The following is a 15,758-nucleotide window of genomic DNA, read 5'->3' as shown; positions in this document are numbered from 1 at the left end:
CCTGAAGGCTGCAGATGTTAGGCGCAGCTCGCCGCGAATGGCCCAGCCCTTTGCAAGAGCTGCAACGCAGCAGCTGCGGCCTTCAGGCCCCGCCCTTCGGGGCTTTCAGAGCGATTCACACTCTGCGTTGCGACTTCTTAAAAGGTCTAGACATTCCTGCGAAGCCGCGCCTTGATTGTGAACCGCCCTGAAAGCCAGAGACATTACGGACTTATTCAGAGGTTCCCTAGCAGGGTAAAGCCTGTAGTCGTCGATTGGCAGAGCTGGGACTCGGTGCTCCCGGGGGCAGTCCCAGTGTTAGATACTGCGCTTGCCGGACAGGTTCAGGGTTAGTTCCAGCAGCCCGGTCCAGGGATCCTGGTCCTTTCCGCCCTTGATCGCGGTGTCCACCGCGCGCGCGCGCAGCAGCAGGTTTTCCAGTTGCCGTGGGCGCAGGCGGGCGAGGGCGGCCTGTACCAGCGGCTGGCGTTTCTGGATGCGCACCAGGCGCGCGATCGGTTGGCCCTGGTCCAGTTTTTCACCGATTTCCAGCAGGCTGCGGATTTCCCGCGCCAGGGCCCAGAGCACCACCGGCGCCTCGACGCCCTCGGCGCGCAGGCCGTGCAGTGTCTTGATGGCGCCCTCGGCGTCGGCGGCCAGGGCCCTGTCGATCAGGCCGAAGACGTCGTAGCGGGCGGAGCTGGCCACGGCGTCGCTCATCGTTTCGGCGGTGATCAGGTTATCCGCACTCAGCAGCTTGAGCTTTTCGATCTCCTGGCTGGCGGCGAGCAGGTTGCCCTCGACCCGTTCCGCCAGTATCTGGATCGCCTCCGGCTCGGCGTCGAGGCCGGCGGCGCGCAGGCGCTGGTGAATCCAGCGCGGCATTTCCTGGGCGTCCACCGGCCACACCTGGATCAACACGCCCTTCTGGTCCAGGGCCTTGATCCACTTGCTGTTCAGCTGCGATCTGTCCAGTTTCGGCAGCACCAGCAACAGCAGCAGGTCGTCGCCGGCGAGGCTGGCGAACTCCTGCAGCGCTTTGCTGCCCTTGTCCCCGGGTTTGCCGCCGGGCAGGCGCAGTTCGATGACTTTTTTCTCCGCGAACAGCGACATGCTGCCGGCGGAGGCGAGCAGCTGGCCCCAGTCGAAATTGTGCTCCCCGTGCAGCAATTCGCGCTCGCTGAAACCGTTTTTCCTCGCGGCGGCGCGGATGCTGTCGCAGCACTCCTGCACCAGCAGCGGTTCGTCGCCGCTGACGACGTAAATCGGGGCCAGGCCCTTGTTCAGGCTCTGTGGCAGTTGGCGCGGGTTAATGCGCATTAGCGCACCTCATCAGTAGCTCCGGTCTTCGGCGGTCGCGTTGACGTCGATGCGGCGCAGCCGGTCGATAATGCGCCCGATCAGTTCGCGGCGCATCTCTTCGCGCAGCAGTCGCTCTTCCTCGCCCTTGCTGACGATTTCGTCGTCGCTCCACTCGAGGGTGCGGTAGACGTCCGCCTCGGCGTTGTTCAGCAGCCAGCGGCCGTTGCTGTCGCGCACGCTGTAGAGGGCGCTGGTAATCAGCTCGTATTCGGCGGCGCGCCCCTTGGCGTCCACGGAGACGGTGCGCTTGCGCTCGGTTTCCTTGTGGATGGTCAGCGCATAGTCCGCCTCCAGCGGCGATTCCGCCATCGGCAGGCCGGCGTTCTGCAGCAGGCGGGTCAGTTCCTCGGCGATATCGCTGCGCGGGTCCTCGGCGGAGATATACAGCTGGCTGCCGGGGGGGAAGTTTTTCGGCGCGCCGCGCAGGTGCCAGCCGCAGCTGGCGGTGGCGAGTAGGGTAAGTATCAGTAGAGGGCGGATTAGTTTCATCGTCTTCCTATGTTTTTGCTTCCGAATGCGCATTGGCCGTCTACGGTGGTGCCTCTGGAACTTCGTAGCAGGCACAGGGCCTTCGCATTTCGCTTTCGCGTTTGACCAACCTCACTGATAGGAGACGGAAAAACCCTTTAGTTCAATATGAAGGCACTGATGCCGCTAGCCCTTTGCGGGACTGTCGGTCGACCCGACCGACAAGCCCCCATGGATGGGTTCACGGCGTGTCCCGCAAAGGGCTAGCGGCAGCGGTGCCGCCTCGGCGCCCGCTTACAGGGCACCCAGCCCCGGGGTTATTTGGCAACGATATTGACCAGCTTGCCCGGCACCACAATCACCTTGCGCACCGTGGCATCGCCGATAAATTTCTGCACGTTTTCGTTTTCCAGTGCCAGCTTCTCCAGCGTGTCCTTGTCGGCCTCCGCCGGCGCCTCCAGCTTGGCGCGCACCTTGCCGTTGACCTGCACCACCAGGGTGATGCGGTCGCGCACCAGGGCGCTTTCGTCGACGAGCGGCCACTGGGCGTCCACCAGCGGCGTGTCGTTGCCCAGCGCCTGCCAGAGGCTGTGGCAGATATGCGGGGTGATCGGGGCCAGCAGCAGTACCGCGGCCTCCAGCGCCTCGCGCTCGACCGCCAGGCCCTGGGCGCTGTCGCGCTCGGCCAGTTTGCCCACTTCGTTCAGCAGCTCCATCACCGCGGCGATGGCGGTATTGAAGGTCTGGCGGCGGCCGTAGTCGTCGCCGACCTTCAGGATGGTCTCGTGGGTCTTGCGGCGCAGCTGCCGCTGTTTGTCCGACAGGGCGTTTACGTCGAACGCCACAGTGTCGCCGGCGGCGATATGGCTGTGCACCGTCTTCCACAGCTTGCGCAGGAAGCGGCTGGCGCCCTCCACGCCGGCGTCGTGCCACTCCAGGGTCTGTTCCGGCGGCGCGGCGAACATGGTGAACAGGCGCACCGTATCGGCGCCGTACTGCTCCACCGCGGCGTGGGGGTCTATGCCGTTGTTCTTGGACTTGGACATCTTCACCACGCCGCCGGCAATCACCTCCTCGCCGGTGGCGCGCTCGACCGCGCGGATCGGCTTGCCCTTGTCGTCGCGCTCGACATCCACGTCGGCGGGATTGATCCACACCTTGTGGCCGTCCACTTCCTTGTAGAAGGACTCCGCCAGCACCATGCCCTGGCACAGCAGCTGCTTGAAGGGCTCGTCGCTCTCCACCAGGCCCTCGTCGCGCATCAGCTTGTGGAAGAAGCGCGCGTAGAGCAGGTGCAGTATCGCGTGTTCGATGCCGCCCACATACTGGTCCACCGGCAGCCAGTAGTTGGCGCGCTCCGGGTCCAGCATGCCCTGGTCGAAATCCGGGCAGGTGTAGCGGGCGTAGTACCAGCTGGACTCCATAAAGGTGTCGAAGGTGTCCGTCTCGCGCTCCACCGGCTCGCCGTTCAGCTCGTCTTTGCGCCACTCGGGGTCGGCCTTGATCGGCGACTGTACGCCGTCCAGTTCCACGTCCTCAGGCAGCAGAATCGGCAGCTTTTCCGCCGGTACCGGAATTTCGCCGCCGTCGGGCAGGTTGAACATCGGAATCGGGGCGCCCCAGTAGCGCTGGCGGGATACGCCCCAGTCGCGCAATCGGTAGTTGGTGGTCACGCGGCCCTTGCCGGCGGCTTCGAGGGCATCGGCGATGGCGTTGAAGGCGGCGTCGAAGTCGAGGCCGTCGAAGCCGCCGGAATTGACCAGTACGCCCTTGTCGGTGAAGGCCTCCCTGTCCAGGTCGATGGCCTCGTCACCCGCGGGCGCCACCACCTGTTTGATCGGCAGGCCGTATTTGCGCGCGAATTCCCAGTCGCGCTGGTCGTGCGCCGGCACCGCCATCACGGCGCCGGAACCGTAGTCCATCAGCACATAGTTGGCGATCCAAACCGGCACCTCCTCGCCGGTGATCGGGTGTATCGCCTTGATGCCGGTGTCCATGCCCTTCTTCTCCATCGTGGCCATATCGGCTTCGGACAGAGACTGCTTCTTGCACTCGGCGATAAAGGCTTTCAGCTCGGCGTTGTTCTCGGCCAGCTCCAGGGATATCGGGTGCTCCGCGGCCAGGGATACATAGGTCACGCCCATCAGCGTATCCGGGCGGGTGGTGTAGACATCGAAGTGGTCGACACCGGCGATGGCCTTCGGCAGCGCGAAGGACAGCTCGATGCCGCGGCTCTTGCCGATCCAGTTGCGCTGCATGGTGCGCACCTGCTCCGGCCAGTGGGGCAGCTTGTCCAGGTCGCCCAGCAGCTCCTCGGCGTAGTCGGTGATCTTGATAAACCACTGTGCCAGCTCGCGGCGCTCGACGGTGGTGCCGCAGCGCCAGCAGCAGCCGTCCTCCACCTGCTCGTTGGCCAGCACCGTCTGGTCGTGGGGGCACCAGTTCACCGCGGAGTTCTTTTTATATACGAGGCCCTTCTCGTACAGGCGGGTGAAGAACCACTGCTCCCAGCGGTAGTAGGACGGCTGGCAGGTGGCCAGCTCGCGGGACCAGTCGAAGCCGAAGCCGAGCGCTTTCAGCTGGCCCTTCATGTAGTCGATATTGGCGTAGGTCCACTTGGCCGGCGCCGTCTTGTTCTGAATGGCGGCGTTTTCGGCCGGCAGGCCGAAGGCGTCCCAGCCCATCGGGTGCAGTACATTCTTGCCCAGCATACGCTGGTAGCGGGAGATCACATCGGTGATGGTGTAGTTGCGCACATGCCCCATATGCAGCTTGCCGCTCGGGTAGGGGAACATGGACAGGCAGTAGAACTTTTCCCTGCTGGCGTCTTCCTGCACTTCAAAGCTCTTCTGTTCCTCCCAGAACTGCTGGGCGGACGCTTCGACTACGGAGGGGTTGTACTGCTCTTCCATCGGCTGGGGACCTATACTCTGTGCTCGAAAAATACGATTGAAAGCGCGGGATTATATTAACCTGGCAGGCCTTTGTGCCAGGTTATTATCGCAGTGCAGGGACGCACCGCCGCCGCTCAAAGGGCGGCGCTAGCCCGCAACAGACCGATGGATCAGGGACCATCTATCGGGTTGCCAGTTTAACGATAGTGAGGGGAGCCATGACGAAGGAACCAAAGTTGCCGCCGGAGGAGAATATGGCGGAGGCGCTGCGCCGGGATCTGGAGGATCTGGTGGAAGGGGAGCTGGCGGTGGAGGATCTGACGGCCACCAAGGTCGCCTTCCTGCGCGCCTGGCTGAAGGATGACCTGCACCGAGCGGCGGACTATTTGCGCGGTCTCGGCGGCGAGTTGCAGACACTGGAGGAGCGCGGCGGCAGCTGGCTGCTGGATGCGGCGGACCCGACCGAAACCGCCTGGCCCAACCTGATGCGCTGTATCAAGCAGGGCAGGCCCTGGGCCCTGGCGGGCGAGCGCACTGTCGCCGGCGAGGAGCTGCAGTGCCTGGGCTGCGGCTATCGAGCCACGCCGCCGGAGAACAGCCAGATCACCCCCTGCCACCGCTGCGGTTACGGCTGCTTCCGGCAGATCGAGGGCGGGCTGGAGGAGTGAAGAACCGGGTTTCGGGGGGCTTGCTTTCGAAGTCGGGGCGGGGTGCCATATAGACCCCGCGAGTCCGAAACCTGAGGAATAGGAATGGAGCTGCAGAACGCCTTGGCCACCCTCGCAATGCCCCCGTTGGCGCCGCTGCTGGGCCTGCTGTTGGCGCTGTTGCTGTGGTTTTTCCCCTCCGGCTCCCCTTTCGCGAAACTGTCACTGCCGCTGGCTATGCTCTCCTTCGCCGCCCTGTGGATTAGCGCAACGCCGGCGTTTTCCGCCTGGCTGGGCGAGCGGCTGGACAAAACTGCCGGCGCCCCGGATGTGGTGCCCCAGGCGGTGGTGGTGCTGGGCGGCGGCCGCTACCGGGATCAGAAATCCGGCGGTGAGCGCCTGTCGGCCACCAGCCTGGAGCGGGTGGTCTGGGCCGCACAGCGGGCGCCGGCGCAGCTGCCGCTGCTGGTTTCCGGCGGGCGCGTGTTCGAACAGGAGCGCGCCTCGGAGGCGGAGCTGATGGCGCAGTTGTTGCAGGAACTGTTCCAGCGCCCGGTGACCTGGCGCGAGCATTGCAGCCGCACCACCGCCGAGAACGCGGTCAACACCGCCGCGGTGCTGCACGACTCCGGTGTGGAGAGCATAGTGCTGGTCACCCACTGGTGGCACATGCCCCGCGCGGCGGAGGTTTTCGCCCGCGCCGGCCTGCAGGTGCGGCCGCTGCCGGTGGGCAGCTCCGCCGAACTGCTGCCGAGGGCCCAGGGTGGCCCGCTGCGCTGGCTGCCGAGCGCGGCGGCCATGCTGCGCACCCAGGTGTACTGGCGGGAGATGCTGGCGCGCCACTGGTATCGCTGGTGGCCGCTGCCGCCGGTCAGGTCCTGCTGAGGAACCATCGGGCCGGTTGCGGGTCGGAACAGAGTCAGCGGTTTATCGAGTGTCAAGCGGCGGTCCGGGCCAATCCCGTACTCCCGGTCACGATTCGGCCTTGCCCGGTCCCGGCGCGGGGCATAAGATGGCTGCACCTCGCAGCGACCACTTTTTAGTCGATTCTGATGGAGCGGTGGCTGTGGATAGCAACCATAACAATAAAAGAGGTATCACTGAGATGAAGGACATTCCTGCATCCTTTTCCCCCATCCAACTGCACAATCGCCTCAATCGCGCCGTGTGGATCGGCCTCAAGCGCGCGTCACAGGACAGCCGTGAACTGGTGTTCCTCTGCGCCGGCAGCGACGGAGCCGCCCAGGTGAGCAAGAATTTCGAGACTTTTGCCGGGCAGATAGTGCGGGAATTCCGCATCAACCCGGCCGAGGCGGACTTTATCGAGCTGCGCTGTGAAGGGGGCGAGCAGCGGTGGTACCACTGGCACGCCGAGTGGGTGGGTTCCGCGCCGATGGAGTGCCGCGCGGAACCGGTGGTGGCGGAGTCCCGCCGCCGCTACCTGGCCGAGGCCCTGAGCCGCAGCGTGGAGGCCGCATAGCGGCCTCTAGGCTCTGGGCGAGCACAGTCAGGCGCGCGCTTTGTTGGCGCGGCCGTTCTTTTGCAGCAGGTCCGCCAGGGCCTGCTGCAGAGTCGGAAAGCGGAAGCTATAGCCGCTGTCGAGGGCGGTGCGCGGCTCCATTTTCTGGCTGGCCAGCAGCAGCTCCTCCGCCATATCCCCGAACATCAACTTCAGCAGCCAGGCCGGTGTACGCATTCGGGCGGGGCGGTGCAGCTGTTTGCCGAGCAGGCGCGCAAAGCTGTTGTTGGTCACCGCTTCGGGTGCGCAGGCGTTGAACGGCTGACACAGTTGCCGGTCGATGGCGTGCAGCATCAGACCGACGATATCCTCCTCGTGAATCCAGCTCATCCACTGTTCGCCGGAACCCATCGGGCCGCCGAGGCCGAGACGGAAGGCGGGCAACATCTTTGAGAGGGCGCCGCCGCGGGTGGACAGCACTATGGCGGTGCGCATGGTGCCGACGCAGATGCCGGCCTTCTGTAGCGGCAGGGTGGCCGCCTCCCAATCCCGGCACAGCTGCGCGGCGAAGCCGCCGCCGGGGGGGCTGCTCTCCTTGAGCAGGTCGCCGCCGCGGTCGCCGTAATAGCCCACCGCCGATCCGGAAAGGAAGTAGCGCGGGCGCGGCACCTGGGTCAGGGACCAGCGCACCAACTTCTCCGTCGTCTGCAGGCGCGAGTTGCGGATCTCCGCGCGGCGCTTCTCCGTCCAGCGGTGGGTGATCGCCTCCCCCGCCAGGTTCACGACGATATCGACCGGTGTATCCACTTCCTCGGGAGTGCGGCAGCCATTGGCCGCCTCGCCGCACAGTTTGCGCACCTTGTCCGGCTGCCGGCTCAGCACCGTCAGCGTATCGCCCCGTGCCAGCCATCGCTGGCAGAACAGCCGGCCTATCAGGCCCGTGCCGCCGCTGATTAAACAATGCATAGGGAAGGCATCCTTGCCGTGCTCGTGTCGGTGAATCGGTAATTTGTACTTGTCGCTTCGGCGGCTGTGGGCCGCGCTTACATAGTAGCAGTTGCGGGGTGCAAGCCCGCCCTTGGCGCAAATACAGCGAAGTGTAGGAGATTTCCGCCTACTTGCGCGCAGTCTGGCGTCCGTTTCCCAGCACGAGCGGGGTTGCTATAGTTTTTTAGGGTCGCGGATGTACCCACATCAGTGCCGCGGGGATGAGGTAGCAAGGATGTACGGCAGGGCAACTGGATTGCGCGCTTGGATCTTCGTTTTGGGATTCAGCGTGTCGGCGCAGGTACTGGCGGAAGATCTGCCACAGAACGGTTTCACCGTCGCCGTCGGCAAGGCGGTTTTTACCGGGGATATGACCGCCGCGGAGCTCTCCTTCCGCCACCGCCACTGGGAGTTTGGCGCAACCATTCTCGGCCATGGCGATACCCGGGACGGGGAGCAGGACCACCTGGCCTACGGGGCCTCGATCACGCGCCTGTTGCGGCCGGGGTGGGAGTTCTGCCAAGGCAGTGTCTACGGCCGCCTGGGGGTGGCCTATATCGACGGCTCGCCGCTGGTGGGGCATTTCAACTATCGCACCGGCTTCGGTGTCGACTTCAGGCATTTCTCGCTGGAATACCTGCATTACTCCAGTGCCGGGCTCACGCCATTGAACACCGGCATCGATATACTGCAGTTTCGCGTGCCTTTCTGATCAGTCTGTTGTCTGCTGGCCGACGACGAGATCCGCGCGCAGGCTGCCGCGGCGGCGCAGCAGCAGTGCCGCGGCCAGCATCGGCAGGGCCAGCGCAAACACCAGGGAGATGCCCGCGAGCATAAACGGGGTGGCGCCGCGCATGGCTCTGACCTGGCCGACCATGGTGGCGCGCTCGAACTGCGGCAGCTTTTCGACGATGTGTCCGCGGGGATCGACGACGGCGGTGACACCGGTGTTGGTGCCCCGCACCAGGTAGCGGCCGGTTTCCAGGGCGCGCATCTGCGCCATCTGCATATGTTGCAGCGGCCCTATGGAGTCGCCGAACCAGGCGTCGTTGCTGATGGTCAGCAGCACCTGTGCGCTCAGGGCGCTGTCGGCGACCATGCGCGGGTAGACGATCTCGTAGCAGATCAGCGGTGCCCAGTCGGTGCCGCCGGCGCTCAGCGGCTGCTGTCCCTCCGCCCCCGGGCGGATAAAGGAGGTGGGCAGGTCGAAGAATTCGATGGTGCCGCGGATCCACTCCTCCAGCGGCACATATTCGCCGAAGGGCACCAGATGGCGTTTGTGGTAGACGCCGGGCGTGCGGCCGAAGACGGCGGCGGAGTTGTGGATGATGCGGCGGCCGTCGGTGTCGTCCACGCGGTCGTAGAGTATGCCGCTGATCAGGTCTATCTGCGTCTGCTCGGCGTTGCGCTGCAGTGCCCGCATCAGGTTCGGGGCCTGGCCGTAGAGCAGCGGCAGCGCCGCCTCGGGCCAGACGATCACGTCCACCCCCTGTTTGCTCAGCGCCTCGGTGGCCTGCTGGTAGCGACTGATGGTCTCGCCGCGGAATTCCGGCAGCCACTTCTTGTCCTGCGGAATGTTGGCCTGTACCAGGCCGACGCTGATTTCGTCGCCTTCCGCCCGGGTCCATTCAATCTGCGCGAGCAGCAATCCGGCGGGCCAGGGCAGCAGGGCCGCCGCGATCAGCGCGACGGCGGTGCGTCGGCGCAGCGGCGCGAGCCGGCCGGCGGCGGCCAGGGCGATCACGGCCGAGGTGAAGGCCAGCAGCAGGCCTATGCCGTAGACACTGACCACCGGGGCCCAGCCCGACAGCCAGGTGTCGATATGGCCGTAGCCGGCGAAGAGCCACGGGAAGCCGGTAAAGATCCAGCTGCGCAGCCACTCGCTGATAAACCACAGCGCCGGGAAGGCGAGGGCGAAGCTGGTTCCGTTGTCGGTAAAGCGGCCGACAAAATAGAGGGGCAGCGCCAGCAGCAGTGCCATGATGGCGACGAAGGCGCCGGTGAGCAGCAGGCCCAGCGGCACCGAGGAGTTGCCGAACTCGGTGATGGAGACATAGACCCAGGAGCCGCCACTGCCGAAGAGTCCCAGGCCGTAGCAGAAGGCGAGCCACAGGGCGGCGCGGCCGGGCAGCTGTCTGCCGCCCGATGCGCGCAGGTACAGCCAGGCGAGCAGGGCCAGCGACAGCAGGCCGCAGATCCAAAAATCGTACGGGGCGAAGGAGAGTGTCATCAGCGCGCCGGCGGCGGCGCTGGCGATGGGGATCAGTAGCTTGCGCATTTGCTGGGTTCGTATGAAATGGGCCAGTTTCTGGCGCCCGCGCGGCGCTGCTGCCGGCGGCAGCGCCTTCGCATCAAATTACGGTAATCTTTTCGAGCCGCAGGGCGGATGTGCGTCAAGCATATCCGCCCTAGGCGGTTTCTCCGAGCCCCGAGAGCTCTAGGGAGCCTCTGATTAAGTCCGTAATGTCTCTGCGGGGCCTGAAGGCTGCAGATGTTAGGCGCAGCTCGCCGCGAATGGCCCAGCCCTTTGCAAGAGCTGCAACGCAGCAGCTGCGGCCTTCAGGTCCCGCCCTTCGGGGCTTTCAGAGCGATTCACACTCTGCGTTGCGACTTCTTGAAAGGTCTAGACATTCCTGCGAAGCCGCGCCTTGATTGTGAACCGCTCTGAAAGCCAGAGACATCACGGACTTATTCAGAGGTTCCCTAGTCGTCGTCCTCTGCCGGCTTCTCCATACGGCTCACGCGCAGCAGGTGTATCTGCCGGTTGTCCGCGTAGAGCACCCGGAACATGAAGTCGCCCAGGCGGGTGACCTCGTCGCGCCCCGGCAGATGGCCGAAGGACTGCATGATCAGGCCGCCGACGGTGTCGAACTCCTCTTCGCTGAGCTCGCTGTCGAAGTACTCGTTGAATTCCTCGATCGGGGTGAGCGCCTTGACGATATAGTCGTTGTCGCCCACCTTGCGGATAAAGCTGTCCGCCTCTTCCTCGTCGGTCTCGTCCTCGATCTCGCCGACGATCTCCTCGAGGATATCCTCGATGGTGACCACGCCGGAGACGCCGCCGTACTCGTCGATCACCACCGCCATGTGGTAGCGGTTCTCGCGGAATTCCCGCAGCAGGATGTTGAGGCGCTTGCTCTCGGGAATGATGTTGGCGGGGCGGATGATGTCTTCCAGCTGGAATCCCTCCAGCCCTTTCAGAATCAGCGGCAGCAGGTCCTTGGCCAGCAGTATGCCGCGGATGTCGTCCACGCTCTCGCCGATCACCGGGAAGCGGGAGTGGCCGGATTCGATAATCTTGGGCAGGAACTCCTCGGGCTTGTCCTGCAGGCTGACCACCACCATCTGCGAGCGGGGGATCATGATCTCGCGCACCTGCTGGCTGGAGACGTCCAGCGCGCCCTCGATGATGGACAGGGCCTCCGCATCCACCAACTGGTTTTCCGCGGCATCCTTGATGATATCCAGCAGTTCGTCGCGGGATTTGGGTTCTGCGGAAAAGGCTCCGAAGAGCTTCTCCAGCCAGTTTTTTTCACCCGAGCGCTTTTCACCCGATCGGGGGCGGCTGGATGAGTGACTACTTGGGGGTTCGTCTGTCGTCATGGAAGTGGCCATGCTCCGCTTTTCTCTCGTCTCTACTCTAAGTCTGTCCAGTCTGCAGCCAGGCGCGGCCCAGCGGCTCGCCAAGTGGGCCGCGGCTTACTCCTGGATTTCTTCCACGGGGGCGTAGGGATCCGCGTAACCGAGTCCGGCCAGCAGGCCCGTCTCGAGCTTTTCCATCACCTCGGCGTCCGCGTCTTCTATATGGTCGTAGCCCAAAAGATGCAGTGTGCCATGGACCACCATATGTGCCCAGTGCGCCGGGAGTGTTTTGCGCTGCTGCTCCGCCTCCTGCGCCACAACCGGCGCACAGATCACAAGATCCCCGAGAAGGGGGAGATCCAGGTCCTCGGGGAGTTCGGCCGGGAAGGACAGAACATTGGTCGGTCTGTCCTTGCCGCGGTAGCGGCCGTTGAGCTGCCGGCTCTCGTCCTCGTCGACGATGCGCACGGTCAGCTCCGCCGTGTCGCGGCGCCCCGCCAGTGCGGCGGCGACCCAGGTGCGGATACTGTCGTCGGAGGGCAGATCGATGCAGCGGCTGGCCCGCTGCACCTCGAGTTGTAAATCGATCATGATGTTGGAGCGGCGGCCTCAGGCTGCATTTTCGTCCGCTTTGCCCGCGAGCGCCTCGCGCTCATTTCTGGCCAGCGCTTCGCTTTGGGCCTCGTGGACGTCGTAGGCCTCCACGATGCGCTGCACCAGCGGGTGGCGCACCACGTCCTTGGCGCCGAAGTGGGTGAAGCTGATGCCGCTCACCTTGCCCAGCACCTCGATCGCGTGGCGCAGACCCGAGGCCTGGCCGCGGGGCAGGTCTATCTGGCTGGGGTCGCCGGTGATGACCGCGGTGGAGCCGAAACCGATGCGGGTCAGGAACATCTTCATCTGCTCGCGGGTGGTGTTCTGGCTCTCGTCGAGGATCACGAAGGCGTTGTTCAGCGTGCGGCCGCGCATATAGGCCAGCGGTGCCACCTCGATCACATTGCGCTCGATCAGCTTGCCCACAGTCTCGAAGCCGAGCATCTCGTAGAGGGCGTCGTAGAGCGGGCGCAGATAGGGGTCTACCTTCTGGCTCAGGTCGCCGGGCAGGAAGCCGAGTTTCTCGCCGGCCTCCACCGCCGGGCGCACCAGCAGTATACGTTCGACCTGGTCCTTCAGCAGCGCCTCCACGGCGCAGGCCACGGCCAGATAGGTCTTGCCGGTGCCGGCCGGGCCTATGCCGAAGTTGATGTCGTTGGTCTGCACCGCGCGCACATACTTGCGCTGGTTCAGGCCGCGCGGGCGCACGGAACACTTCTTGGTGCGGATCAGCACCACCTGCTCGGCCTCGGCGCTCTCGCCGCCGGCGTTGTCCATCAGCTCCTCGACGCCGGACTGCTGCAGGGCTAGGTGGATCTCGTCCGGCGTCAGCTGGTCGCGGTTGCCGGTCTCCTTGTACAGGAAGCTCAGCACCTCGCCGGCGGCGCGGGCGGACGCGGGTTCTCCGTAGAAGGCAAACTGATTGCCGCGATTGCGGATCTCGATATCCAATCGCTGTTCAATCTGGCGCAGGTGTTGATCGAATTGGCCACAGAGGTTGGCCAGGCGGCGGGCGTCGTTGGGCTCCAGGGTGATGCTGTGAGCGAGAGTATGTGTTTCCAAATTGGTTTCCGGCACCTTTATCTGGGGGATTCACTGCTAGGTTATACCCATTTTCCCGGTATGGGAAAGGGTGGAGTGTGACGAATGGGTTCTATCTGGTTCCAGGACTTATAACACAGTGGTATTACAGAGCTGCGACTGTTCTTTCCCTGGCGGCCCTTTCTGGTTCTGCGTAAGCGGGTTTTGGGGCGGCCCTGCTGCCGGGATTCGTTTGCGGGACACGCCGTGAATCCATCCCTGGAGGCTTGGCGGCCGGGTCCCTCCGGCCGACAGTCCCGCGAGAAGCCACCGGTCGCAGGGCCGCCCCGGAGCTTGCCTACAAAGCTCTCAAAGGGACAGCCCCGAAACCAAATTCAGGCCAGGGGTCCATTCAATTCCGAGGCCACCAGTGTCCCGCGCAGTGAATTGGGCAGCGCCTCTTCGATCAGCACATCGGCAAACTTGCCGATCAGGGCCGGGTCGTCGCAGCGGAAGTTGACCACGCGGTTGTTCTCGGTCCTGCCCTGCAGCTGGCCCGGGTCCTTTTTCGACACACCGGTCACCAGCACCCGCTCGGTGTTGCCCACCATGCGCCGGGCTATGGCCGCGGCCTGCTGGTTGATGCGGTTCTGCAGCAGCTGCAATCGCTGCTTCTTGACCTCTTCCGGGGTGTCGTCCGGCAGGTCCGCGGCCGGGGTGCCCGGGCGCGGCGAGTAGATAAAGCTGAAGGAGATATCGAAACCCACCTCCTGGATCAGGTTCATCGTGGCCTCGAAATCCTGTTCCGTCTCGCCGGGGAAGCCGACGATAAAGTCCGACGACAGGCAGATATCCGGGCGTATCTTCCTCAGGCGGCGGATCTTGGACTTGTATTCCAGCACCGTGTGGCCGCGTTTCATCGCCATCAGAATGCGGTCGGAGCCGCTCTGCACCGGCAGGTGCAGGTGATTCACCAGCTCCGGCACCTCGGCGTAGACGTCGATCAGTGCGTCGGAGAACTCCACCGGGTGGGAGGTGGTGTAGCGGATGCGGTCTATACCGTCGATGGCCGCCACATAGGTGATCAGCTCGGCGAAATCCACTATCTGGCCGTCCTCGCCCGGGGCCCGGTAGGCATTGACGTTCTGGCCCAGCAGGTTCACCTCGCGCACACCCTGGTCCGCCAGGTGGGCAATCTCCTCGAGCACATCCGCCACCGGGCGGCTGACCTCCTCGCCGCGGGTGTAGGGCACCACGCAGAAGGTGCAGTATTTGGAGCAGCCCTCCATGATGGACACGAAGGCGGTGGCGCCGTCGGCCTCCGGCTGCGGCAGCCGGTCGAACTTCTCTATCTCCGGGAAGCTGACGTCCACCACCACGGCGCCGTTCTTCTGGCGCCTGGTCTCCATCATCTCCGGCAGCCGGTGCAGTGTCTGCGGGCCGAAGATCAGGTCCACATAGGGCGCGCGCTTGGCGATGGCCTCGCCCTCCTGGCTGGCCACGCAGCCGCCGACGCCGATGACCAGATCGGGATTTTTTTCCTTCAGGTGCTTCCAGCGACCGAGCTGGTGGAACAGCTTTTCCTGCGCCTTTTCGCGGATGGAACAGGTGTTGACCAGCAGCACGTCCGCGTCTTCCGGGTCGTCGGTGGGCACCATGGCGTGGGATTCGCCGAGCAGATCGCGCATGCGCGCCGAGTCGTACTCGTTCATCTGGCAGCCGTGGGTCTTGATATAGAGCTTTTTCACCCCTGATTTGGGCGCGGTTTCGGACATTATCGAACCTGGTTAAAAACTGGTCAGTTGAAATGGTGGGGCATTATAGCGACCCGGCCCGGGACTGCATAGACGGGCCTCGATTAGAGTGCTAACCTTCCGCGCTTTTTCGGGCAAAGCCCGCGTCGAGACTAGAATCTACGGGGGTCAGTCCCCTTCCAGAGACTTCTATGGCCAACCCTATCTACAAAGTCATCTTTCACAACCAGAACCAGGTGTACGAGCTCTACGCCCGCGCCATCTATCAGAGCGATATGTACGGTTTTATCGAGGTGGAGGAGTTCGTGTTCGGTGAGAAATCCCAGCTGGTGGTGGATCCCAGTGAGGAGAAGCTGAAGACAGAGTTCGCCTCGGTGACCCGTTCCTATATCCCGATGCACAGCATCGTGCGCATCGACGAGGTGGAGAAAGAGGGTACCGGCAAGATTGTCGAGGTCAAGGGCGACAAGGTCGCCAAATTCCCCTTCCCGACGCCGGTGCGCCCGCCGCTGGACACCGAGTAACCGCCCGCGGCCTCCGGCTCAGACTGGCCGCGCAGGCCGCCGCCTCTCCCGTCCCCTTTTCTTCCCTCGTCCTCTCCCGGTGCCGGCTGGCGCCCTTGCCTACGTGTCGCTACTCGTCGCATCCGCGGCAGGGGCCCCACTCGGGCCGTCTATTCTTTATGGGTGGGGAAATCCGTCGCCACAGCGGGATTGGCCGCGGCGCGCCATGTCCGGCAGAGGCAACGCGGTGTTGATCCCTAAGGAACCTCTGAATAACTCCATAGCCTCTCTGCGGGCCCTGAAGCGTGCAGATGCAAGGCGCAGCTCGCAGCGAATTGAAAGGTCTAGACATTCCTGCAAAGTCGCGCCTTGATTGTGAACCGCTCTGAAAGCCACAGCGGTGTTTGTCAACAAAGTTGTCGCGTCCACTGATCAAGCGGCCTTGGATTTGCACTCCGCAGTAGCCTGATTTTCCTTTGGCGGGTTGAGCCATACTTCCCCAACCTGGT

At 64.2% G+C, this 15,758-nt stretch carries 14 protein-coding genes; 5 read left to right on the top strand and 9 right to left on the bottom strand.

Annotated features, from left to right (window positions below):
• Positions 1-297: 297 nt before the first annotated feature.
• From holA to leuS, 3 genes are all read right to left on the bottom strand, one after another.
• Positions 298-1,299 carry a DNA polymerase III subunit delta gene (gene holA / locus ACXAF3_RS17765; protein ID WP_475113634.1) on the bottom strand — a complete coding sequence of 334 codons (1,002 nt, stop codon included), beginning with the start codon at positions 1,297-1,299 and terminating at the stop codon, positions 298-300.
• Positions 1,300-1,311: 12 nt separating this feature from the next.
• Complete coding sequence (locus ACXAF3_RS17760; RefSeq protein WP_475113633.1) at positions 1,312-1,830, bottom strand: LPS-assembly lipoprotein LptE; 519 nt, start codon at positions 1,828-1,830, stop codon at positions 1,312-1,314.
• A 296-nt stretch (positions 1,831-2,126) separates the two neighbouring features.
• On the bottom strand, positions 2,127-4,721 hold the full coding sequence (gene leuS, locus ACXAF3_RS17755; protein ID WP_475113632.1) for a leucine--tRNA ligase: 2,595 nt from the start codon (positions 4,719-4,721) through the stop codon (positions 2,127-2,129).
• 200 nt (positions 4,722-4,921) lie between these two features.
• Here leuS and ACXAF3_RS17750 point away from each other — a divergent pair, with 200 nt between their 5' ends.
• The 3 genes from ACXAF3_RS17750 (at position 4,922) to ACXAF3_RS17740 (ending at position 6,830) form a co-directional block, all read left to right on the top strand.
• Positions 4,922-5,371: a zinc ribbon-containing protein gene (locus ACXAF3_RS17750; RefSeq protein WP_475113631.1), complete on the top strand. Its 450-nt coding sequence runs from the start codon at positions 4,922-4,924 to the stop codon at positions 5,369-5,371.
• 84 nt (positions 5,372-5,455) lie between these two features.
• Complete coding sequence (locus tag ACXAF3_RS17745; RefSeq protein ID WP_475113630.1) at positions 5,456-6,235, top strand: YdcF family protein; 780 nt, start codon at positions 5,456-5,458, stop codon at positions 6,233-6,235.
• 220 nt (positions 6,236-6,455) lie between these two features.
• Positions 6,456-6,830, top strand: coding sequence for a hypothetical protein (locus tag ACXAF3_RS17740; RefSeq protein WP_475113629.1), 375 nt, complete (start codon positions 6,456-6,458; stop codon positions 6,828-6,830).
• Between the two features lie 27 nt (positions 6,831-6,857).
• Here the strand turns inward: ACXAF3_RS17740 and ACXAF3_RS17735 are convergent, their stop codons facing one another.
• Positions 6,858-7,775 carry a TIGR01777 family oxidoreductase gene (locus ACXAF3_RS17735; protein WP_475113628.1) on the bottom strand — a complete coding sequence of 306 codons (918 nt, stop codon included), beginning with the start codon at positions 7,773-7,775 and terminating at the stop codon, positions 6,858-6,860.
• 310 nt (positions 7,776-8,085) lie between these two features.
• Here ACXAF3_RS17735 and ACXAF3_RS17730 point away from each other — a divergent pair, with 310 nt between their 5' ends.
• Positions 8,086-8,508: an acyloxyacyl hydrolase gene (locus tag ACXAF3_RS17730; RefSeq protein WP_475113627.1), complete on the top strand. Its 423-nt coding sequence runs from the start codon at positions 8,086-8,088 to the stop codon at positions 8,506-8,508.
• Here the strand turns inward: ACXAF3_RS17730 and lnt are convergent, their stop codons facing one another.
• From lnt to miaB, 5 genes are all read right to left on the bottom strand, one after another.
• Positions 8,509-10,074: an apolipoprotein N-acyltransferase gene (gene lnt, locus ACXAF3_RS17725; protein ID WP_475113626.1), complete on the bottom strand. Its 1,566-nt coding sequence runs from the start codon at positions 10,072-10,074 to the stop codon at positions 8,509-8,511.
• A 425-nt stretch (positions 10,075-10,499) separates the two neighbouring features.
• Positions 10,500-11,411 (bottom strand): HlyC/CorC family transporter, encoded by a 912-nt coding sequence (locus ACXAF3_RS17720; protein WP_475113625.1) that lies wholly within the window; start codon positions 11,409-11,411, stop codon positions 10,500-10,502.
• Between the two features lie 84 nt (positions 11,412-11,495).
• The gene (ybeY, locus tag ACXAF3_RS17715; protein ID WP_475113624.1) at positions 11,496-11,969 is read right to left on the bottom strand and encodes an rRNA maturation RNase YbeY; all 474 of its coding nucleotides are present in this window, start codon (positions 11,967-11,969) and stop codon (positions 11,496-11,498) included.
• Positions 11,970-11,987: 18 nt separating this feature from the next.
• Entirely contained in the window at positions 11,988-13,034 is a 1,047-nt protein-coding gene (locus ACXAF3_RS17710) for a PhoH family protein (protein ID WP_475113623.1), read from the bottom strand.
• A gap of 353 nt (positions 13,035-13,387) precedes the next feature.
• Positions 13,388-14,767 (bottom strand): tRNA (N6-isopentenyl adenosine(37)-C2)-methylthiotransferase MiaB, encoded by a 1,380-nt coding sequence (miaB, locus tag ACXAF3_RS17705; RefSeq protein ID WP_475113622.1) that lies wholly within the window; start codon positions 14,765-14,767, stop codon positions 13,388-13,390.
• A 170-nt stretch (positions 14,768-14,937) separates the two neighbouring features.
• Between miaB and ACXAF3_RS17700 the strand changes: the two genes are divergently transcribed.
• Positions 14,938-15,270 (top strand): DUF1820 family protein, encoded by a 333-nt coding sequence (locus tag ACXAF3_RS17700; RefSeq protein ID WP_475113621.1) that lies wholly within the window; start codon positions 14,938-14,940, stop codon positions 15,268-15,270.
• The last annotated feature ends 488 nt before the right edge of the window (positions 15,271-15,758 follow it).

This window comes from Microbulbifer sp. ABF4_143, assembly GCF_056160225.1.
The sequence above is the reverse complement of the archived record's forward strand: the minus strand, read 5'-3'. Positions and strand labels throughout refer to the sequence as shown.